Source organism: Cocleimonas flava (assembly GCF_004339015.1).
Classification (GTDB): Bacteria; Pseudomonadota; Gammaproteobacteria; order Thiotrichales; family Thiotrichaceae; genus Cocleimonas; species Cocleimonas flava.
The window spans coordinates 412,715-435,375 of sequence record NZ_SMFQ01000005.1; the positions used below are offsets into that span (position 1 = coordinate 412,715).

The 22,661-nt window shown below is 41.0% G+C and carries 18 protein-coding genes; 5 read left to right on the forward strand and 13 right to left on the reverse strand.

From position 1 onward, the window contains the following. Genes EV695_RS18425 through EV695_RS18435 form a run of 3 tightly spaced genes read right to left on the reverse strand, consistent with a single transcriptional unit; the run spans position 1 to position 3,357 of the window. Complete coding sequence (locus EV695_RS18425; protein ID WP_131907480.1) at positions 1-1,125, reverse strand: glycosyltransferase family 4 protein; 1,125 nt, start codon at positions 1,123-1,125, stop codon at positions 1-3. Then, positions 1,126-2,046 (reverse strand): mitochondrial fission ELM1 family protein, encoded by a 921-nt coding sequence (locus EV695_RS18430; protein ID WP_131907481.1) that lies wholly within the window; start codon positions 2,044-2,046, stop codon positions 1,126-1,128. Between the two features lie 39 nt (positions 2,047-2,085). Continuing rightward, entirely contained in the window at positions 2,086-3,357 is a 1,272-nt protein-coding gene (locus EV695_RS18435) for a nucleotide sugar dehydrogenase (RefSeq protein ID WP_131907482.1), read from the reverse strand. Between the two features lie 106 nt (positions 3,358-3,463). Here EV695_RS18435 and EV695_RS18440 point away from each other — a divergent pair, with 106 nt between their 5' ends. Continuing rightward, positions 3,464-4,075 carry an NADPH-dependent FMN reductase gene (locus tag EV695_RS18440; RefSeq protein WP_131907483.1) on the forward strand — a complete coding sequence of 204 codons (612 nt, stop codon included), beginning with the start codon at positions 3,464-3,466 and terminating at the stop codon, positions 4,073-4,075. 74 nt (positions 4,076-4,149) lie between these two features. Here EV695_RS18440 and EV695_RS18445 read toward each other — a convergent pair whose 3' ends face one another. From EV695_RS18445 to def, 10 genes are all read right to left on the reverse strand, one after another. Continuing rightward, entirely contained in the window at positions 4,150-4,728 is a 579-nt protein-coding gene (locus EV695_RS18445; protein WP_131907484.1) for a methyltransferase domain-containing protein, read from the reverse strand. Next, the gene (locus EV695_RS18450; RefSeq protein ID WP_131907485.1) at positions 4,729-6,180 is read right to left on the reverse strand and encodes a TrkH family potassium uptake protein; all 1,452 of its coding nucleotides are present in this window, start codon (positions 6,178-6,180) and stop codon (positions 4,729-4,731) included. An 11-nt stretch (positions 6,181-6,191) separates the two neighbouring features. Next, positions 6,192-7,568, reverse strand: a complete 1,377-nt coding sequence (gene trkA, locus EV695_RS18455) for a Trk system potassium transporter TrkA (protein ID WP_131907486.1) — start codon at positions 7,566-7,568, stop codon at positions 6,192-6,194. Positions 7,569-7,610: 42 nt separating this feature from the next. Further along, positions 7,611-8,987 carry a sigma-54-dependent transcriptional regulator gene (locus EV695_RS18460; protein WP_131907487.1) on the reverse strand — a complete coding sequence of 459 codons (1,377 nt, stop codon included), beginning with the start codon at positions 8,985-8,987 and terminating at the stop codon, positions 7,611-7,613. Then, positions 8,987-11,188 carry a sensor histidine kinase gene (locus EV695_RS18465; protein WP_131907488.1) on the reverse strand — a complete coding sequence of 734 codons (2,202 nt, stop codon included), beginning with the start codon at positions 11,186-11,188 and terminating at the stop codon, positions 8,987-8,989. The genes EV695_RS18460 and EV695_RS18465 overlap by 1 nt, the downstream gene beginning before the upstream one ends. Beyond that, positions 11,173-11,745 (reverse strand): DUF4390 domain-containing protein, encoded by a 573-nt coding sequence (locus EV695_RS18470; RefSeq protein ID WP_131907489.1) that lies wholly within the window; start codon positions 11,743-11,745, stop codon positions 11,173-11,175. Before EV695_RS18470 ends, EV695_RS18465 begins: the two co-directional genes overlap by 16 nt. A 197-nt stretch (positions 11,746-11,942) precedes the next feature. Further along, complete coding sequence (locus EV695_RS18475) at positions 11,943-12,836, reverse strand: hypothetical protein (protein ID WP_131907490.1); 894 nt, start codon at positions 12,834-12,836, stop codon at positions 11,943-11,945. A 370-nt stretch (positions 12,837-13,206) separates the two neighbouring features. Beyond that, positions 13,207-14,505 (reverse strand): 16S rRNA (cytosine(967)-C(5))-methyltransferase RsmB, encoded by a 1,299-nt coding sequence (gene rsmB, locus EV695_RS18480; protein ID WP_131907491.1) that lies wholly within the window; start codon positions 14,503-14,505, stop codon positions 13,207-13,209. 166 nt (positions 14,506-14,671) lie between these two features. Then, positions 14,672-15,601, reverse strand: coding sequence for a methionyl-tRNA formyltransferase (gene fmt, locus EV695_RS18485; RefSeq protein WP_131907492.1), 930 nt, complete (start codon positions 15,599-15,601; stop codon positions 14,672-14,674). A 36-nt stretch (positions 15,602-15,637) separates the two neighbouring features. Continuing rightward, positions 15,638-16,147, reverse strand: coding sequence for a peptide deformylase (def, locus tag EV695_RS18490; RefSeq protein ID WP_131907493.1), 510 nt, complete (start codon positions 16,145-16,147; stop codon positions 15,638-15,640). 147 nt (positions 16,148-16,294) lie between these two features. On the opposite strand from def, the gene EV695_RS18495 reads away from it, so the two are divergent. From EV695_RS18495 to topA, 4 genes are all read left to right on the forward strand, one after another. After that, complete coding sequence (locus EV695_RS18495; RefSeq protein WP_131907494.1) at positions 16,295-17,518, forward strand: LysM peptidoglycan-binding domain-containing protein; 1,224 nt, start codon at positions 16,295-16,297, stop codon at positions 17,516-17,518. Positions 17,519-17,615: 97 nt separating this feature from the next. Then, positions 17,616-18,827: a DNA-processing protein DprA gene (gene dprA / locus EV695_RS18500; protein WP_131907495.1), complete on the forward strand. Its 1,212-nt coding sequence runs from the start codon at positions 17,616-17,618 to the stop codon at positions 18,825-18,827. Between the two features lie 61 nt (positions 18,828-18,888). Beyond that, complete coding sequence (locus EV695_RS18505) at positions 18,889-19,515, forward strand: Smg family protein (protein ID WP_131907496.1); 627 nt, start codon at positions 18,889-18,891, stop codon at positions 19,513-19,515. Between the two features lie 405 nt (positions 19,516-19,920). Continuing rightward, a complete protein-coding gene (gene topA, locus EV695_RS18510) occupies positions 19,921-22,635 on the forward strand; it encodes a type I DNA topoisomerase (protein WP_131907497.1) in 2,715 nt (904 codons plus the stop codon). The last annotated feature ends 26 nt before the right edge of the window (positions 22,636-22,661 follow it).

Here is a 22,661-nt window from a genome sequence, read left to right on the forward strand (position 1 = left end):
CTAATTTTTCTCACTCAATGCGTCATATAAAGCCAAAGTCTTGTCTAACATTTCCTGTTTACTGTAAACAGCGAGCTCACCTTGCGGAGCTTGAATGTTACCATTATATAATTGCTTACATCGTATTGCGGTTTCTTCAGTATCGTTCAAACCTACCAGACCAGCCGGATAAACTTGCCCCATAGTTTCACCAACACCACCATGATTATAGGCAATGACTGGCGTTCCCAAACTAATCGCCTCAACGGCTGTGCGACCAAAAGACTCTGGTTGCGTTGAGAGTGACAAAACAGCATTTGAGATAGCATATATTTCCTTCATGTCTGATCGATAGCCGGCAAAGGTAACGTAGTCGTCAAGCCCATCGGACTTTACTCTTGCATACAGCTCTTGCGCATATTGCTTTCTTTTGGGATCTTCTCCACCAACGATCAAGCCATGCACATTGAGATTTTCTGATTTCAATGTATTCAGAACATCCAGAAAGTCATTGTGACCTTTCAAGCGCGTCAAACGACCCGGCAGCGTGATTACCCATTTCCCCTGAGTTTGTGGATACTCTTGATACCAGGCAGCAAGCCATTCAGCTTCAGGTTGATAGTGAAATGGAAATTCTTTTATATCGATACCGCGTGCAATGGTAATGATTTTATCTTCATTGGTTTCAGGGTATTTATCGAGAATATAAGATTTCACCGTATCTGAAACGGCAATGACTTTCTCACCATAAGTCATTATCTTACTGTAACGACTCACTGAATTTAAACCATGCATTGTGGTGATAAAGTGCGGTCGATTATTTGATGGCATTTTGCGCCAGGCTAACCATGCAACCCAAGCAGGCATTCTAGATCGTGCATGAATAATATCGATTTTATTCTGCTGCAACCAAGCTCGGAGCTTAGTGCCCTGCAAAAAAGTCAAAGGTGACTTTTTACCTAAATCCCAAAATATGTGTTCGCTGCCCTCCTCCTCAAGTCTTTTTACTAAACGACCACCTGCAGACATTACAATTGACCTATGTCCGGCATCAACGATTGCTTTAGCAACCTCTAGGGTTCCCTTTTCCACCCCCCCACTTTCAAGGTCAGGGAGTAATTGCAATATCGTTAATTGTTTAGTCATTTATAACTCAAACTTCTCTAATAAAAGTTTTGCACAGCGATCTGCCTCGTAAAGTTCAGTTACTGTATGGGGTCGATCTAGAGTGTTTAAAGAATCAACCGCGCCTTCGCTGATCAATCGGTCAATTTCTTTAGTTATCCGGGAAGGCTTATCATAATCAAGTTCAATTACGCCTGCTTTAGCTCCTGATGTGAGCGCTTCATATATCATTGAAATACTGTCAGCCGTCACCCAAACCTGTTCACTTTCATGCATTTTTTGTGGGAGCCAATCCGAAGAGACATTTTCAGGAACAATTAATACCAACTCAGGGAAATTTGTTTTAACTTCATCGTAGGTATCTTGTGGCGTTCTACGTGAACCAGCAATCACCCATTGAATTTCTGGCTGTTTCGTAAGTACATTCTGGATCTGTTTTATAAGCTTTTTCGAGCTCCATTGATAATGTTTAGAAGGCCCTCCAAGCATTATCAAACCAGTATTCTTCACTGATGACGTTGTATTTGGCACGACACGATTAATCGCACCTACTGTTTCAATGATATTACTTCTGTTGCCTGGGTTATCGTGTCTTGGGATAAAACATAAATCAAAAAAGAAAGAAGGCAGACTTGGGCTCATCATCACCACGACCTTTCCACCAAAACACCTTCTATAAGCAAGCAAGCTCAAATGCGTTTGATGTCCTGCTCCAACAATTAACTCTGGAGCATCCTCTTTTTTATTTTTAAAACACCAGTTGAACAGCCACATTTTCAGCGCTTGAAAGGTAGTCAGTAAAGGAGGTCTACTTATTGAAACTTCTCGGTATTTTGATATAGCTTCCACCAACCCTTCTGATTGGTTGGCGTGACCCGGTCTGCCGTCTGTTAATATCCAGACATTTAAGACTCTGTCTTTTTTTGCATCTAAGTTATTCATTTTTCTGGATATGTTTTATTCAGAGTGGAGACTTTTTACCTAAAGTCTCCACGTTGGTTGCGGGATAACATTTTTAACATCGATGGTGATAGGAGCTCCTGATGAAACCTTCTCATAATCTTCCATAGTCCATTCTTTAAATTGTGAGTGCCCTACCGCCACAATAATGGCATCGTACTTTTGTGAGGATGCTAATGGATCTTCAACCACGCTCTCAAGGTAATAATCCCTAGCTTCATTTTCTTCAGGCCATGGGTCATAGACATCTATATCGGCACCAAAATCTTTAAGCTCTTTATAAATATCCAGAACTTTAGAATTACGCATATCCGGGCAATCTTCTTTAAAGGTAACGCCCATGATCAACACTTTTGAGCCCTTAATCGTCTTGCCCGCCATGATCATTTTTTTAATAGTTTTCTCAGCGATGTATTTCGACATTCCATTATTGATCTGCCTGGAAGAGAGAATCAAATTTGGCTTGTAACCTAACTCTTCTGCTTTAAAGGTTAAATAATACGGGTCGACGCCAATACAATGCCCCCCTACCAAACCCGGACTGAGTTTGATGAAATTCCATTTTGTTGCTGCAGCCTCAATAACTTCATTAGTATCAATTCCCATTTGATCAAAAATTAATGCAAGTTCGTTAATCAATGCGATATTGACATCTCGTTGTGTATTTTCAATCACTTTCGAGGCTTCTGCTACTTTGATACTAGATGCTAAATGTGTGCCTGCAGTTATTATCGTTTTATATAGTTCATCAACTTTTGTTGCGATTTCCGGAGTAGAACCTGATGTGACTTTCAGAATATTTTTTACGGTGTGATGTTTATCACCAGGGTTAATTCTTTCGGGAGAATAACCAACGAAAAAGTCTTGATTAAATCGCAATCCAGACCCTTCTTCTAACACAGGCACACAAACATCTTCTGTGACACCCGGGTAAACCGTAGACTCGTAGATAACCAGATCATCTTTCTTTAAAACTTTAGACACCGTCTCTGATGACTTTATTAAAGGCGACAGATCTGGGCGACTCGATTTATCGATTGGTGTGGGAACGGTAATAATGAAAATATTACATTCTCTAATTTCTTCGATATCAGTCGTGTAATGAATATTATCTTTTACACTTTCCAGCAACTCATCTTCTACTTCCAGAGTTCTGTCATGGTTCAATGCTAATTCATCGATACGTTCCTGAATAATATCAAACCCAACAACGTCGTACTTTTCTGCGAAAGCAACCCCAAGAGGTAAACCAACATAACCTAAACCGATAATACAGATTCTATCTTTACTCATTACGCTCATATTTCACCGAAACATTGCCTAAAATTACTAACTTTGTCATCCTATAGGATTCTAATCCTTATCGCATTTTAAAACTTCCATTTTAGCCAATTAAACTATGAAAATATCTATTATCAGTGGCAGCCATCGTCAAAATTCACAAAGTATTAAAGTGAGTAAACATATAGAAAAGACTTTATTGGAGTCTACATTATCTGATGAGACTTATTTACTTAGTCTCGCTGGAAACCCCATTCCCCTATGGGATGAATCTATCTGGGAAGGAGATGAAGAATGGAAGCGTATTCTAAACCCAATCTCTGATGAGCTAGAAAACAGCGATGGCTTTGTCATTGTTACTCCCGAGTATCATGGGCAAGTTCCTGCCGCCCTGAAAAACTTCTTTTTGATGTGGAAAAAACAGTTAGCACATAAACCCGCACTTATCGTTGCTGTGTCTTCTGTTGATGGTGGTTCTTACCCAGTTGCTGAGTTACGCATGAGTAGCTACAAAAATAACCGTATCTGCTATTTACCGGAACATCTGATTATTCGGAACGTTGAATCGGTACTTAATGATGACGAAGAGAAAAATAACTCTGAATCTGATGCCTATTTTCGCGAAAGAATTCAATGGAGTTTAGGAATTCTAAACGAGTATTCCAAAGCATTAAAGACAGTGAGAGACAGCGGCGTAACTGAAACAGACAAGTTTACGAATGGTATGTAAACCAGTAAATTAAGCCGATTATAAAAAAAACCTCGTAAGTAGGGGGGTGCCTTAAACTATTATTGAGATATTCATTAAGGCTTTTGAGCAATAATCAAAGCTTCGTTTCTTAAACCAGCATCCGCTTTGCCTAACACTCCATTTTCTCTATATAAAACGATTTTTAGAGAATCACAAAGCGCTAAAAGCTCCCCTGCTTTCAAACGAAAATCAGGATTTCCCGGACCGGCATCAGTCACCTTTAGTTGAGACCAGGTTTGATAGAATAACAATCCACCAGGTTTTAACGAATCTATTATCTGCGGGAAAAGCTCACGATTCAGGAAATAACTGACCACGATAACATCGTACTTTTTTTCAGACATCCCATTAGTTTCTACATCACAAAGAATAGTCTTTATCTTAAGATCATTATCTAAGGAATAACGCGCTAAACCCTCGAGTACCACGGATGAAATATCGATAGCATCAACAGCAAAACCTATCTTCTCTAAAAATTGTGCATTACCTGCTCTACCGCACGCCAAATCCAAGGCATCTCCGCCAGAAAGCGGCAGTAAATAGGCATTATCACTAAGCACGGTTGCTACTTTTGCCGAAGAAAAATCAGCCTGTTGATATGCTTGATCCCATTTATCTTTCTTAACTGACATTTATTTCCTCCAGAACGCGGGCGTAAGGACGACAAGCAATGTAAATATTTCTAAACGCCCCATAAGCATCGATAAACACAATAACCACTTTGAGAAATCACCCACCTCTTGATAATTTTGTGCCACCTCTCCAAGCCCGGGACCCAGGTTATTTAAAGTGGCGGCAACAGCTGAAAAAGCAGTGACTTGATCCATCCCTGCAGCCATCAGTATCATCATAAATAAAAGAAAAATACCAACGTAAACGGAGAAGAACCCCCATACAGCCTGAATAACTGTTCTATCTACGGGTTTTTTGTTTAGCTTAATCGCTATTCGTGCATTCGGATGAATCAGTCGAAGTACTTCACGCCAGCCTTGTTTAAACAATAGCAACACGCGTATAACTTTCATTCCACCACCGGTTGAGCCAGCGCAACCGCCAACAAAACTCGCCAAGACTAACAGTACAGGTAGGAACCCTGGCCAGTGACTATAATCTGTCGTGGTAAACCCTGTTGTCGTGGCTATCGAAACAACCTGAAACATTGCATGATAATAAGATTCCGAAAAAGTGCCATAAACATGCATGAAATACAGATACGCAAGGGACACAATGGTAAGCATTACAATCAGTAAACCATATAATCGAAATTCAGAATCCCTTTGATAGGCTTTAAGACTGAGTGAACGCCATGCAATAAAGTGCAAACTGAAATTGGCGCCAGATAGCAACATAAACACCACTGCCACAAGCTCTATCGCATGACTATTAAAATAGCCCATACTCGCGTCATGAGTAGAAAAACCGCCAATTGCTACGGTAGAGAAGCTATGACTGATCGCATCAAAGACATCCATACCCGCGATATAATAGGCCACTGCACAAGTAACCGTAAACGTCAGGTAAATGATCCAGAGAAGCTTTGCAGTGCCCTTAATTCTTGGCGTTAACTTCGAATCTTTAACTGGGCCAGGAGCCTCGGCACGGTAAAGCTGAATTCCACCAATACCGAGGATAGGAAGTATGGCAACAGCAAGTACGATGATACCCATACCACCCAGCCATTGAAGCTGTTGCCGGTAGAATAATATCGATTTCGGTAAATCATCAAGCCCAACAATAACGGTAGCTCCCGTCGTCGTTAAGGCTGACACGGATTCAAAGACGGCATCGACAAATGAAATCTGTAATTCATGAGAGAATATTAAGGGGGCGGAACCCGCAATACCCAGAACACTCCAAAACAAGACGACGACTAGAAACCCTTCACGTAGCCGCAGCTCTCTTTTTCTATGGCGAACGGGAAACCAAAGGACTGCGCCTACAATTAAAACCAGTAAAAAACCTTTGATAAAGGGAGCTATTGATAGGTCATTGTATATCCAGCCAACTAAAACGGGTGGAAGCATGGTGAAACTAAATAACACCATGAGCAAACCTAAAATACGCTGAATAATAAACAGTTGCATAAGACTAGGGCCTAGATATGGCCTAAACCAACCTGAAACATTTTTTCAACGGCATTGATGTAGCGTTTATCAGCCAGGAATAAAATAACATGGTCTTCTTCTTCAATAACGGTGTCATGGTGCGGCATGATAACTTCATCTTTACGCACAATGGCACCTACCGTTGTGCCAGGCGGCAACTTTAGATCGGCGCGTTTTCTACCAACAACACGGGAGTTTTTAGCATCACCGTGAGCAACTACCTCGATCACTTCCGCATCACCTTTTCTTAATGAGTGAACAGAAACAATATCACCACTTCGAATATGCGTCAGCAATGCACCAATGGTGATCTGCTGTGGTGAAACAGCATGATCGATATTCGCATTTTCAACTAAATCGACATATCCTGTACGATTCACTAAAGACATTACTTTTCGCGCGCCCAGACGTTTAGCCAGCATTGCCGACAAAATATTCGCCTCATCATCATTAGTCAGTGCGCAGAAAATATCGGTATCTTCTATATTCTCTTCCAAGAGCAAAGACTCGTCCGCCGCATCGCCTTCAAGTACGATTGTTTTATTCAAGGTCTCTGCCAATTTTTTAGCACTATCAGGGTTTTTCTCAATAATTTTAACTTTGTATCTGCCTTCTTCCAGCGCGTTAGCTAATCTTCTACCAACATTACCGCCTCCAGCAATCATAATGCGTTTATAAGGTCTATCTACACTTCTCAATTCGCTGACGACAGCTCTAATATGCTGAGCACTCGCTATAACAAATATTTCATCATTCGCTTCGATGATGGTATTTCCTGTTGGACTAATTGCTTTACCATTTCGGAATATCGCGGTGATTCTCACCTTTACTTCAGGAAGGTGTTCACTCAACTTATTGATTTCATGACCCACCATAGGGCCTTCATGGTAGGCTTTTACCGCCACTAACCTTACTCGACCACCTGCAAAATCTAAAACCTGAGTAGTGCCCGGATTAGAGATAAGACGAAAGATATAGTTAGTAATTAACTGCTCCGGACTAATCAAAACATCCACAGGAATTAATTCTGGCGTAAATAATTCTGGGTGCTGCAAATACCCGGAAGCTCTGACTCGGGCAATACGCGTAGGTGTCCTGAATAAGCTGTATGCAATCTGGCAAGCCATCATATTAACTTCATCACTATTCGTGACTGCAATTAACATATCAGCATCGTTAACATTAGCTTGCTCTAGAACATCAGGATGCGATGCTGGACCATGACGCGTATGAACATCAAGTTTTTCTCTGAGTTCACGTAATGCAGCAATATTGGTATCGATAATAGTAATATCATTATCTTCATTGGCCAGATTTCTCGCTAATGAACTACCAACCTGACCCGCACCAAGGATAACAATATTCATTGTTTAATGTCCTGCAATGGATGACTCACCTTGATACTCAAGTTATTTACCATACTTCTTGGGATCAATTTTCAGCGAACGCATTTTACGATAGAGATGAGTGCGTTCCATTTGCACGAGTTCAGCAAGTTTACTCACATTCCCTTCGACCAATTTTAACTGGTGATCCAGGTAATCATGTTCGAATTGCTCTCTTGCCTGCCTTAATGGCAACTCAAACAAACTATCCGAACTTTGACTCAGCTCTTGTGAAAATACAGGAATTTCTGTCCCAATGGCTTCTTCGACTTCTTCCTGAGTAATTTCAGAATCAGTTCCTAAAATCAACAATCGCTGTACCAGGTTACTTAATTCCCGAATATTTCCAAGCCATTTATAATTTCTTAAAAAGTTTTGTGCTGGAACAGAAAAATGACGATAAGGTAATCCATCGTGTTCAATCTGCTGATCTACATAGTAATTTAACAGCTCTGGTACATCTTCCGGATGCTCACGAAGCTCCGGAATCATTAATGGAACAACACTAATCTCAAGATAAAGTTCTTTATCAAAACTCTCTGCTTCTACATCGTCTCTCAAATCATGCTGGGAAGAGAATATAAGTTTCACACTCAGCGGGATATGCGAATCACCACCTACTCGTGTGTAATAACCTTGGCGTAATGCAATTAATAAGCGCTTTTGAGCGTCTTTTGTCAGCCCACCAATATCCGAAAGATATAGCGTGCCGCCCTGAGCTTGATCAAGTAAGCCATAACTAATCTTTTCATCAATTTCAGAACCGAAAATTTCGACACTCATATTTTCTTTCGGAATAAGAGATACGGTAGATTTCAGAAAGAGTCGACCACTGTTCTCACTTTGAGAATGGATATACCGTGCGAATACTTCTTTACCGACGCCACCTTCACCGTATATCAGCACGAGACTATTATGCTTGGATATTCGGTCTGCCTGCTCCCTTAGTTTCACCATTAGCGGGCTACTGCCTACCGGGTACTGAGGCGCACTAATCTGATCTCTAAGTTCTTTATTCTCTTGTACCAGTTGATCTGAACGCAAGGCATTTTCTATACACAACAACATCTTTGCGATAGATAATGGCTTTTCGATAAAGTCATGCGCACCCAAACGCGTTGCCTCAACGGCAGTTTCTATGGTTCCATGACCTGACATCATAATGACAGGGCAAGAAAGAGTGCTACTGTTTTGCCAGTCTTTGAGCAAAGAAATACCATCTTGACCCGGCATCCAGATATCAAGCAATACCAAGTCTGGCTTGCGTTTTCTTCTTAGTTCTTTTGCTTCTTCAGCATTTTCTGCTGTTGCAACTTCGTAGCCTTCATCTTCCAGTATTTCGCTTACTAACTGGCGGATATCTGGCTCATCATCCACTACTAGAATATATTGTGCTGTCATCAATTATCCTTTTGGTACGGTAGGTGCATTATAAAACTCGCACCTCCATTTTCATTATTTTTGGCTAATACACTGCCTTCATGCTCTTCTATTATACGCTTTACAATGGCTAAACCTAAACCGCCACCTTTGGTTTTCGTAGTTTTGTATGGTTCGAACAAATGCGGCAGTAACTCACTGGTAATTCCGGGGCCATTATCTTCGATCTGAAGGATAAACTCTTTTTTTCCTTCTTTTGATTCTTTTACTTTACTTGTAATGATCAGTTTGGAATCACCATTCCCACTGAAATCATGCATTGCATCCAAGGAGTTTTTGATCAAATTCACCAAAAGCTGCCTGATCCGATCACCATCGACATTAAGTATAGGAGAGCCATCTAGATTTAGTATGATTTCAGCATCTGATTGATTGATTCGGTAAAGTTCAACAACCTCTCGTATCAAACCATTGATATTGATCTCTTTTAATTTTAGCTCAGGTATTCTTGCGTATTCACTAAATGCATCAACCATTGTCTTCATGCTATCAACCTGATGCACAATAGTATTACTCATTCTTTGAAGTAATTCAGCAGACTCCTCATCCAGCAATGGCTTAAGCCTACGTTGCAACCTTTCTGCCGAGAGGCGGATTGGGGTTAATGGGTTTTTAATCTCATGAGCAAGTCTTCTTGCAACCTCACCCCAGGCAGCATCATGCTCAGCCTGTACAACTTCACTGATGTCATCAATCACCAGAACATAGCCTTGCGCGCCATCAATCAATTCGGGTAAAACCACCCCTCTACAAACCAATGTATGCTTAGTGTTTCCAAGCATTAAGGTGACTTCTGTTTGCCAATCCTTATCTTTGGAATTATCACTAGAGGCTGATTCCATTAACTTAGGCATTATCGCGCCGTAAAAGGGTAATAATCCTTCTGCCACGCTACACAAGGCTTTAAAGCTTTTACCTTTAAATTTATCCAGAGGCGCATCCAACAACTCTTCCGCCGTGTGATTTATTCTTCTGATGATAAACTCTTCATCAAGTGTAATAACACCCGAGGTTAAGCTGCCTAAGACAACATTTAGATAATCATGTTGCCTTTGAACTTCCTGCTGACTATCAGCACTTTCCTGTTGTGCTCTGGATAGTTTTGTAGTCATCACGTTAAATGATCTGGCCAGCAGATTGAAATCGTCTTTCTCATCCACATCCAGCTTTTTTTGCAAGTCTCCGGAGGCTACAGCATTGGTTGCTTCCAGCAAGTTTCTGACGGGTTTTGTTAACCGAATTGAATAAATAAATGCCGCCCAAACTGAGAATAGAACAGACAATAACATGATCAACAAGAGCGTTATTCTAAAGCCTTTCTTGATCAGCTCTTTCTGGTAACTGATTTCCTGATATTGCTTATACGCATCTTGAACACTATCCGCCAAGATTCTTTCTTTTTCTGAAAAAGGAAACAAAGCAGTCAGAATAAACGTTTCTCTGCCAACACCGAGTGAGATACTTAAGGCAACACGCGAGAAAAGCCCGCCCTCGCCTACTGGCTCTAACTGATACATATAACCACGGCTAGACAGTTTACGGATGATATCGTCAGTTGGAAAATGTGGCAGTATGGAGTTCATCTCGTCACCACTGTAAACGAGCACCCGTTTATTGCTACCAAAGAGAACAATCTCGTAGGCACCCATGGCAATCAACTGCCTGTCTATGAATGACCCATAATCCAATCTATCCACTCTCGCAAGTGCTGTAGCTGCCCTTTCCAGATTAAAAAGGTGTTGCCTCATACGGACATCAAGCGAGCTTCGGGCAAGCTCCAGTGAATCATCTAAGGCGCCTTCAATTTTAACATTAAACCAGTTATCGACCCTGTCCCCGATAAAATTCATCGAGAAGTAAGAAACAACCAATACCGGCAAAATAGTTAATAACGAGAAAGCGTACATTAAACGCAGCGTAAAACGAGAGCCTGCTTTCTTCGAGCGCAAATGTACCAACGCTTTAACAACGTTATAAAGAATCAGGCTCAATAAAATAACCAGAACAGCAATATTTAACGGTATTAACCAGGTATTAATTGCACTGGATTGATCAGGATTCTTTGTCGATACACTTAATAAGATAAATGAAGTTACTAATAATAAAAACGTAACTAAAACAGGAAAAATCTGAAAAAAGAATGTTCTTAAGGAAGGGGCCATAACACGCCCTCGCTAGTCAAACTATATTGATCGCTAAATAGTGACTGGATACGCAACGGCAAGCGTAAAGTAGCAGGAACCATATCAGCTATGGCAAAGATATAAAATTCTCCATCATCTTTATCATTTAAAGACTCGGAGATATCAGGCAAAACAAAGTGTTTTAATTCACCTAATTTTCGAAGAGAGGCAGAAAGGCTCGAAAAATTCCAGTGCTCATTGGTATCACTTCTTGATAATACATAATGCCGGCTTAAGGCATGGTATTTAAGCTGATAATTAACAGTTAAAATTGGCACGTCTTTGTTAAACCACCAACTACTGTGTTCTCCCAAAAGGAATTGAACACGAGAATTTAATGTCACACCATTTTTTAAGGCTTCGCTTAGATAGTCGGTTAATTTGTACTCAATGCGAGTAGAAACTTCGAATCTTTCTGGCGTACCTTTGATACTAAAATCTTTAAAATCAATATCTCCAGCTGATAGATTTAGAGATGGGAAGGCCATCAAGAAAACCATCATTAGGGGGAAGAATATTTTAGAAAAACCAGACATGTTGCTATTTTACCACTAAAGATATTGGTTGTAATCAGCTTGCTGCTATAAATCAAAGATAAATGCACCCCCCTACTTTGAGGGCTTTTTCTGTACTCCTAAAATAGACGTTAATTAAAGAAGGCGAGCCTAAGCCCACCCTCCTTGAGACTATACTCTGCTAAAAAGCGAGAATGAGTCGATGATGATAAAAGTTATCAACCAACAGCAAGCTCTCTTTCTACATCCGAAGACTGATCCACCTGATTTTCTTGAGGCGCAATTTTTTGCATAGACTTGATTTTATTTTTAGAAAAATCCTGAGACCAGAAGTCTTCCCATAGATCAATGAAATTTAGGGAGTTCTGCAATAAATCAGACTGATCATAACCGCCAGCACCTTGCGCCAAAATCAACCAAAGATCATTTTGATGAAAATCATCACAGGCATCATTTTCTTCATCTTCAGAAACTCCATGCACCTGGTAATAGCCTTCCTGAACAGGAATTCCTAATGCGCCAGTGTTCAAACGCATTACGGGACTGAATATCATGACAATTTCTTCTGCGATGGCTAGCAGTGTTAGTAGTAGTGGATAATCATCATACGCAGCCAGGAAGCATTCTTTTAACTTTTGAGTAACTGGCGAAGGCACAAACTCCTGTCTATCTTCATCGCTAATGCTCATATCTGTCATCAACTCTTCAAATAGAATCAAATGAGATCGTTGAGGTGTACCCTGAAAATAACAAGGCTCGCCAATTTTGTAATGAAAACCAAATTCATCCAAAGTATTTAGCGTTAATAAAAAGCGCGCATAAGCTTTACTACCCGGCTTCATTACATTTTCTACTTTTTTAGATTGGTACTGAGCCATCAACAAAGCATCGGTAAATATATGCACAATTGCACGGTATTCCATGTGCATGGTCTGCATTTCCTGCAATGAATATTCACAAGCATTCATTGCAGAAACAATTGGATGTTGATTTATTTTATGATTTTTGACAGATGAAATCAGAACCTGAAGGAACTCCATATTTTCGTTCCACTTAGTTTCACCGACACTTGCTATCATTTCTTTTACTGCGTTTTGTCTAATCTGATCCATGATTAATCTCCTTAATATTAAGTTAGTAAGAGCAAACGTTTTGCAAAGAAATATGCTCAATCAATAACTGAATTGGGGGTTTGGAAATTTATCCTTAGGGCATGAAATATGTATATTTTCCCGAAGAATTATCATCACCAAAATCTTCAGAAAGTGATTAAGAAGACACATAAAAGGTCAATCCTTTGAGCCATTTATGGTTCATATTCCTTTTTTGGTAATCATAATAATCAGCAAAAAATACTGATTATTATGATTTCATACTAAATAATATATGTATTGCGCACAAGTGATTTGAGCGATGAATGTTAGCTAGAAATATAAATTATAGGTGTAAAGCTATACGGTGAAAGGCTGAGAGGTCGTTAAATTAATTGCTGTTATTTGTTTTCTGGATTTTGGCGTAATAAAAGCCATCCATTGAATTATCCCCGGGGAAAATCTGCTTACCCAAGGACTCAGAAGAATCTATCGCAACTATTTCGGCATTAGCATTATTGTCTAAAAATGAGCGGATTTGATCTTCGTTCTCTTCAGGTAAAATTGAGCAAGTCGCATAAAGAAATAGCCCACCTGGTTTTAGTTTTTCCCAGAGTGCTTGAAGCATTGCCGCCTGAAGTTTTTGCAACTCGGCAATATCGCTGTTTCTACGTAACACCTTGATATCAGGGTGCCTTCTAATAACGCCTGTGGCAGAACAAGGCGCGTCCAATAAAATCCGGTCAAACAGAATATCTTTGGCATACGCCTCAGTATCCAATGCATCTGCTACGACTAAATTAGCTTTTAGGTTCAATCGCTCAAGGTTTTCACTGACCCGTTTCATGCGTGTTTCACTATTATCAATAGCGATCACTTTAAGATTTTCAGCAGATTCCAGAATATGACCGGTTTTGCCACCGGGTGCTGCGCACGCATCAAGCACTTGCATGCCTTCTTTGCAATCTAACAAAATTCCTGCGAGTTGCGCTGCGCCATCCTGTACTGATGAAGATCCTTCAGAGAAGCCGGGAAGGTCTTTTACATTTTGAGGCTTAGTCAGCTTTACTGCAGTGGATACGCCTTCCAAAGGCCCAGCAGCTATCTCAGCATCATTAAGTTGTTGCAAATACGCATCTCGGGTTTGATGATTCAGATTAACCCTAAGCGTCATTGGAGAACGTAAATTAGACTGCTCTAAGATTTCTTCCCAATTATCTGGCCATGCTTTTCTAATACGATCTATTAACCATTGCGGAAAAGCATACCTGGCTGGTTCTTCAGCTAGCATTTCCTTTTGAAGTTTCACTTGCCCCCGTAAGAAATTCCTTAAAACGGCATTTACCAAATTTTTAGCCCAAGGCTTCTTCAGACCTTTGAGCGCACTAACGGTTTCACCAACAGCCGCATGGTCGGGAGTTTTCTGATAAATAATTTGATACAAACCAACACGGATCAAACACTCTACATCCTTATCTTTCTTCTTTAAGGATTTACTCATAAGAATGCTGATAAGCGCAGACAATGGTTCGTGCCAACGCAGACTTCCATAACAAAGATCGCTAACCATTGGGCTATCATTATCAGACAGAGCAGTGCTTAAGGATTCTCCGTTATAAATAACAGATTGAAGGATTCGGGCTGCAGCAACTCTTGGGTTAACAGCCTGCTTATTGTTATTTTTTTGCATAGTTAGAGTGTTTTTATTGAGTGACTATCGTGAATTAAACGCTTTTCAAGCATTAGAGCACTCATCATTAAGTAATGACACCCCCCTACTTTCAGGCACTTTTTTAATATTGAATCTTTTGATGAATGCTCTGATGAATCTATTAATCTGTTTATAGTGGCGCGCATTATGAGGGAAATACATTTCCCATTAGCGATTGGCCATTGATAAAATCCTTAACATCCATCGCTTTTTTTCCTGGCAACTGCAAACGCGAGAATGACAAAACACCAGCTCCTGTTGCAATGACAATGCCCTCTGAAGATTCAGAGATTACTGTGCCTGGCTTCTGGTCGCTATTTTCATCCACTACTTTCGACATATAGATACGAAGAGGCTTACCATTCAATAGAGTAAAAGCTACTGGCCATGGATTAAATGCCCGTATCTTTAAGTCAATATCTTTCGCTGACTGACTCCAATCTATCTCGGCTTCCGCTTTATTGAGTTTTTCAGCATAAGTCGTTAAAGCATCATCTTGAATCACAGGTTCTAGTTCATCTTTTTCGATCAGATCCAAAACTTCTAGTAAGGCTTCGGCACCATCACTGGAAAGGCGATCATGAATCGTTTGGCTCGTATCTTCTGCGGTAATTGGACAAGTACGCTTAAGTAACATATCGCCCGTATCCAGCCCCAAAGCCATCTGCATGATAGTGACGCCCGTTTCCGTATCACCGGTTTCAATTGCGCGGTGAATAGGCGCGGCACCGCGCCATCTTGGCAACAGTGAACCATGGATATTCAAACAACCATAGCGCGGCATATCTAATACTGCCTGCGGCAAAATCAAACCATAAGCTGCTACGATCATTACATCTGCATCATAAGCACTGAGTATTTGCTGCGCATCTTCATCCTTTAGAGACAATGGTTGCTCCACAGGTATTCCAGCATCAACCGCCACTTGCTTTACAGGGCCGAATTGAACTTTTCTGCCTCTACCAGCGGGACGATCTGGCTGAGTATAGACAGCAACGACCTTATGCCCAGAGTTTATTAAAGACTGAAGCGCAGGAACTGCAAAATCAGGCGTACCTGCATAGACGATTTTCAATGTTTATTACTCTTTAACGTTCTTTTGGGGTATTTGTTAAGCGCTGGCAGCTTGCTTAGCGAGCTTTTCGAATTTCTTACGTAATCGTTGCTGCTTTAAAGGAGACAAGTAATCAACAAATAACTTACCTTTTAGATGATCTAATTCATGTTGAATGCAAACTGCCAATAAACCATCAGCGTTTAATTCAAACTCCTTACCGTCTCTATCTAATGCTTTAACCGTGATAGATTCTGATCGTTTCACTTCCGCGTAGTATTCAGGCACAGATAGACAACCTTCTTCACAAATCTCTTCGCCTTCGCCATGCAGAATTTCCGGGTTTATCAGACAAAGTGGCTCGTTCTTCTCTTCCGAAACATCCACTACTACAATTTGTTGATGTACATTAACCTGTGTTGCAGCCAGACCGATACCAGGTGCTTCATACATAGTTTCAAACATATCATCAACAAACGCTCGAATTCCATCAGTCACTTCTGTCACTGGTACTGCTTTGGTGCGTAAACGCTTATCCGGAAAACGCAAAATATCTAAAATAGCCATAAAATAGTCCAATCTCAATTATTTTCTAATAATACCGTAAGTCTGAAAACAGTGCATGAGATACATGAGGTACGATATTATTAATTCATAGTTTTATAACAACATATAGACACCAAAATAATAAACAATAAAAATAAGAGGGTTTTCATGTCTTTTAATTTCCTAAATTTAACGCGTCTTCCAGTGTTAACGTTATCGGTATCTGCACTCTCTCTATCTTTACTAAGTGGTTGTAGTGGTTTAGATGGCTACCAAGGTGCATCTCAGGCAAAACCTGTGACATCTTCACATGCACATGATCCTTACGATAATTATTATGGAATGCCGATCGCTAAGTCGAACAGCTCGGCTTATAGCCCTAAAATCGCACGAGTAATCACCAAAGCCAAGTTTAAACACAATGCGCCAAAGCGTTACGTGGTTAAAAAAGGTGACACTTTATGGGGAATTTCAAATAAATTCCTACAAAACCCGGCTTATTGGCCTGAGGTTTGGGATAAAAACCAAAAGGTTCGAAACCCTCATCTAATCTACCCTGGTGATGTTCTATTCATTTACCAAGGCAATAGAAATGTAAAAATGTCCGACGGTTCTGTCGTCGAAAAACTCATTCCACAAATGCGTATAGAACGTAAAGGTGGAGGCGAGCCAATATCAACACTGGCGCCATTTTTAGTGTGGCCGAAAGTCGTTGATGAAGACACTATTAAAAATGCGCCTTATATTGTTGACGCGCGTGATGCGAACTTGTTAATCGAAGAAGGCCAAACGGTTTACGTTAAGAACCTGAGAGACAGAAAAGCTGGCGGTGAGTATGCAATTTTCAATGTTGGCAACATAATTTCTGACCCTGAAACCAACAGAGAGTATGGACGTGAAGTGGTTTACACAGGCTTCCTAAACGTTGGAAAACTCGCCATGAACACCGAAGTAGCAACCGCAGAAGTCGTACAATCAACACGTGAAATCAGACGTGGTGACCGTCTTATGTACATAGAAGATCATACACATACACTGAACAAACCGATCATTATTCCTACGCACAAGGTTCGCGGAAGCATTATTTCTTTATTCGATGCAGAAATGATTACGGGTCAAACACAAGTTATCACCATCAACAAAGGTGCCAGAAACGGCATTAAAGAAGGTTATACACTTGGGATTTATTCGCCAGGCAAAATGGTTGATGATCCTATCGCGTTTAAATCAGACAAGAAATTTTACGAGCCTGTAAAAGCCGCGAAAGTCGGAATACCACCATCGCGATCTGCAACAGCTATTGTGTATAATGTGCTCAATGATATTAGCTACGCTGTAATCACTCAGGGAACGCATGAGATTAAGAATGGATACAAAGTGGGTAACCCATAATTCTTAGCTCTTAAATTTAAACATTATTTGGGCCCATGTATGATTTATACTGGGCCCTTTTTAATGCCTCAACAATCTTGGTCACTCTCGAAAACTGATGAAAACAGAAGATGAATTACAATCCTGGATAGCGTTATGGCGCGTATCTGGAGTCGGCTCTAAAAGCTTCCAAAAGCTTTTAAGCAATATTGTCGATCCCGATTCTGTGTTTTCATCTAATATGTCCACTCTTACTCAGGCTGGCATCTCAGAAAAGTTAGCGCATGCCATTCTTGATGCTAAAAAAGACCAAGAAACGGTTGCTCCAGATATCGAGTGGTTAAATGAAGCTGATGATCACCACATCATTACCATTCAATGCGAAGAATACCCCGAGTTATTAAAACGCATTAGTGACCCACCGCCGTTGTTATACGTTCATGGACAACTGTCATTACTAAAAGACCCACAAATAGCTATCGTAGGAAGCCGTAACCCTACTCAAGGCGGGACAAACAACGCTTATGAGTTCGCTAAACACCTCGGTCAAACCGGCTTTTGTATTACAAGCGGATTAGCAATGGGCGTTGATGGCTCTGCGCATACTGGTGCGTTAGAAGTAGAAGCACCCACCATAGCCGTTATCGCTACCGGCATTGATAGAGTCTACCCAGCCAAACATCGAGAAATGGCACACAAAATTGCGGATCACGGAGCAATCGTGACCGAATTCCCTATCGGCACACAACCTAAATCCAGCAACTTCCCACGTCGAAACCGTATTATAAGCGGGTTAAGTTATGGCACGCTTGTGGTTGAAGCAGCCCAACAAAGTGGTTCATTGATTACTGCCCGCCTGGCAATGGAGCAAAATCGGGAAGTATTTGCCATTCCCGGATCCATTCACAACCCCCTTGCACGCGGCTGCCATAAACTTATCAGACAAGGTGCAAAACTAGTAGAAACTGCTCAAGATATTATGGAAGAAATGGCGAGTGCCATTGACCTCAACTCACTGTTAAGCGATCAACAGATTTCAAGCAGTAGTGCTAATGAAAAATCTACCAATAATAAAGAAGCGTTCGAAGCAGATTCAGCAAGTAGTAAACCCAACAAAGAAAACCAAGCCATTGATTCGAATCAAAATACTCATACTGACGATGACCAACAAATCATTTTGAAAGAAATGGGCTTCGACCCTATCTCGATTGACCAATTAGTGGTCAGAACAGGAATCGATACGGCCTCACTATCAGCATCTCTATTAATGCTGGAATTACAAAACCAGATTGCATCAAATGGCGGCGGAACCTACACCCGCCTTAAATAATGGATGAATCGTCTTAGAAGCTTAGATCAAGCTATAACAACAACCAGCTGTCAGTTTAACCATGTCAATCAGACATGTTCAGGTGACATTCACATTCATTTACTATAAAATTCCTCGCATATTAAGATCTTGTAACAATCAACAAGATAATGTAGAAAACGACTTCTCGCCCCGTAAAGAAGTGTTTACTCACAGCAAATTAGAGACCCCGAAACACATGAAAGAAAATACATTGGATGTACTTTTTTACCTTTTTGATAACTTTGCTGAGGCTGAAGATGTCGCACAAAATAGAGAAGTACTTCATGGTGAATTAAAAGATGCTGGTTTCCCCAAAACCAGAATCACTAAAGCATTTGATTGGCTAGAAAGCCTTGCAGATGACGACAAAATTTATATCTCAGAACCAAAGTCACAATCAATCCGTCAATTTTCAAAGTATGAAGCGCGATGGCTAGACCAGGAATGTCAGAACTATATGTTCTCTCTTCGTCAAACAGGTGTTCTAAGTTCTGAGATGTTTGAACGCACGGTTGACCGCATTTTAACGTTAGGCGATAAGGAATTTGATATTAATCGCCTTAAGTGGGTGATTTTAATGTTATTACTCAACCAACCAGACACTGAAGCTGAATATATCTGGATGGATGACGTGGCACTTGGAGAAGAATCTCCCGTTTATCATTAATTTATGATTTAACACTGCTAACAATACAAACAGATTTAAAAATGGTCCTTTTTAGGGCCATTTCTCATTTTTGACGTAAACGAAATTCTATCAATTCTTTGCTCTTTAAACGAAAAGTCACCCCCCTACTTTTGAGCACTTTTTTGAAAAATCGTGAACCTCAGTGATTTTTATTTGTCATTAAATTTAGCTTTATAATATTTAATTTAGATTACATCTAAGGCTCTCAAAAATGCCTATATTTCCCACTAAATCGCTAGTTAGAAAAATTTCATCCTTTACTAAAATGAACATTCCAGTGTATTGTTGCCACCAATTTCCTATCAAAAACCAGATTAAAACCCGATGAAAGTATCGTAACTTAATCACCTCACAGACATTTTATAAGGCACACTATAAGGCATTATGGGCAGATCACTCGTTATTGTGGAGTCGCCAGCAAAGGCGAAAACCATCAACAAATACTTAGGCAAAGAATACATTGTCAAATCCAGTGTAGGTCATATTCGTGACTTGCCAAAAGGTGGCGGCAGCCAAACTGGAAAGAAAAAAGCACCCACTCTTGCTCAACTGACGAAAGGTATGAGCGAAGCCAAAAAAGCCGCTTTTAAAAAGAAACGTGACAACGATAACCTTGTACGTCGTATGGGAATTAACCCAGATAATGACTGGCAAGCGCAATACGAAATTTTGCCAGGCAAAGAAAAAGTCGTTGCCGAATTACAAAAACTCGCAGCCAAGGGCGATAAAGTCTATCTCGCAACCGATTTGGATAGAGAGGGTGAAGCCATTGCCTGGCATTTAAAAGAAGTTATCGGCGGAGATGATGATCGCTTTGAGCGCGTAACGTTTAATGAAATCACCAAAACAGCTATTCAGGAAGCGTTTAAAGAACCTTCAAAACTGGATGTTGACCGCGTTAATGCACAGCAAGCTAGACGTTTTCTAGACCGTGTCGTGGGATTTATGGTCTCTCCCTTATTATGGGCAAAAATCGGACGCGGTCTTTCTGCGGGTCGTGTGCAATCTGTAGCGGTACGTTTAATCGTCGACAGAGAACACGAAATCAATGCATTCAACCCTGTTGAATTCTGGGATATCCATGCTGATCTTGCGACCAAAGCCGGTGAAGCTTTGCGCATGGAAGTTACCAAAGACTTTAGCAATAACAGTAGCGGCGAAGCGTTTAAACCTGTTAATGAAAAGCAGGCAATGGATGCCGTTGCAAAACTCAAAGACGCCGAGTATTCATTACTCAAGCGTGAAGACAAAGCAACTAGCAGCAAACCCAAAGCACCTTTTATTACATCGACTTTACAACAAGCCGCGAGTACGCGATTCGGCTATGGCGTAAAACGTACAATGGGCTTGGCGCAGCGTCTTTACGAAGCTGGTTACATCACCTATATGCGTACCGACTCAACCAATTTGAGTAAAGATGCACTGGAAAGTGTGCGCGAATATATCGGCAAAAAATACGGTAAAGAATACCTACCTGAAGCACCAAATCATTACGGTGCCAAGAGTGGCGCGCAAGAGGCCCATGAGGCGATTCGCCCTTCTGATGTCAAAGTCATGATGAGTGACTTAAAAGACATGGGTGATGATGCGAAAAAGCTTTACGAACTTATCTGGCGTCAGTTTGTTGCCTGTCAGATGGTACCTGCAAAATACGATTCAACGCGTTTGACCGTACAAGCTGGCCAATACTATTTGAATGCTTCAGGTCGTACCTTACGCTTCCCGGGTTGGACAAAAGCTCTGCCTCCATTGAGCAAAAAAGATACGCCTGATCTACCTGATCTAAGTCAGGGTGATGTGCTCAACTTGGTCGAGCTCGACCCACAACAACACTTTACCAAACCGCCTCCACGTTACACGGAAGCATCGCTGGTTAAAGAACTCGAAAAACGTGGTATCGGTCGCCCATCTACCTATGCGTCAATCATTTCCACGATTCAGGATCGCGGTTATGTAAAAGTAGATTCGCGCCGTTTCTTTGCGGAGAAAATGGGCGAGATTGTGACAAAACGTCTCGTGGGTAGTTTCGAAGAGCTAATGAATTTCGACTTCACCGCCGAGATGGAAAAAGAGCTGGATGAAATTGCAGACGGCAAATTAAAGTGGAAAGACGTACTCGATGATTTCTACAAAAACTTTAAAGTAAAACTGGAAGATGCCGGAGCGCCACCCGAAGATGGTGGCATGAAGACCAATGAAATGGTCATGACTGATATTGAATGTCCTACCTGTGGACGCAATATGGGCATTCGTACTGCTGGCACGGGTGTATTCTTAGGCTGTGATGGTTACAACCTACCGCCAAAAGAACGCTGTAAAACAACCATTAACCTGGTTCCTGCTGAAGAATCTATCGACGTGAATAACGAAGATGCTGAAACAGAAGCATTGATGGCAAAGCATCGCTGTAAAAAATGTGATTCAGCAATGGATAGCTACTTCATCGACGAAACCACCAAATTACATGTCTGTGGTGAAAACCCGGAATGTGATGGTTACGAAATCGAAAAAGGCACATTCAAACTAAAAGGCTATGAAGGCCCTGTGGTTGAATGTGAAAAGTGTGGTCACGATATGCACCTCACTACAGGTCGATTCGGCCCGTACATGAAGTGTAGTAATGAAGACGAGTGTAAAAATACCCGTAAAATTCTGCGCAATGGTGAAGTTGCACCTCCACGCGAAGACCCGGTTCATATTCCTGAATTAGAATGTGAAAAATCGGATGCTTACTTCATTTTACGCGACGGTGCCGCAGGCTTATTCCTTGCAGCAAGCACCTACCCGAAATCACGTGAAACCCGCGCACCTTTGGTTGAAGAATTAAATCGTTTTAAAGATCGCATTTCTGAAAAGTTTTACTATCTCGCGGATGCACCAGCAACTGACCCTGACGGCAATAAAGCAGCAGTGCGCTTTGATCGCAAGACCAAAGAACATTATGTTAGAACCGATAAAGACGGTAAAGCAACAGGATGGTCAGCGCGTTTTGAAGACGGCAAATGGGTAGAAAAAGTACCTGTTAAAAAAGCCGCTGCGAAAAAGAAACCTGCCAAAAAGAAAGCTGCACCGAAGAAAAAGGCTGCAGCTAAGAAGTAATAACACACCCCCCCACTTACAGGCCA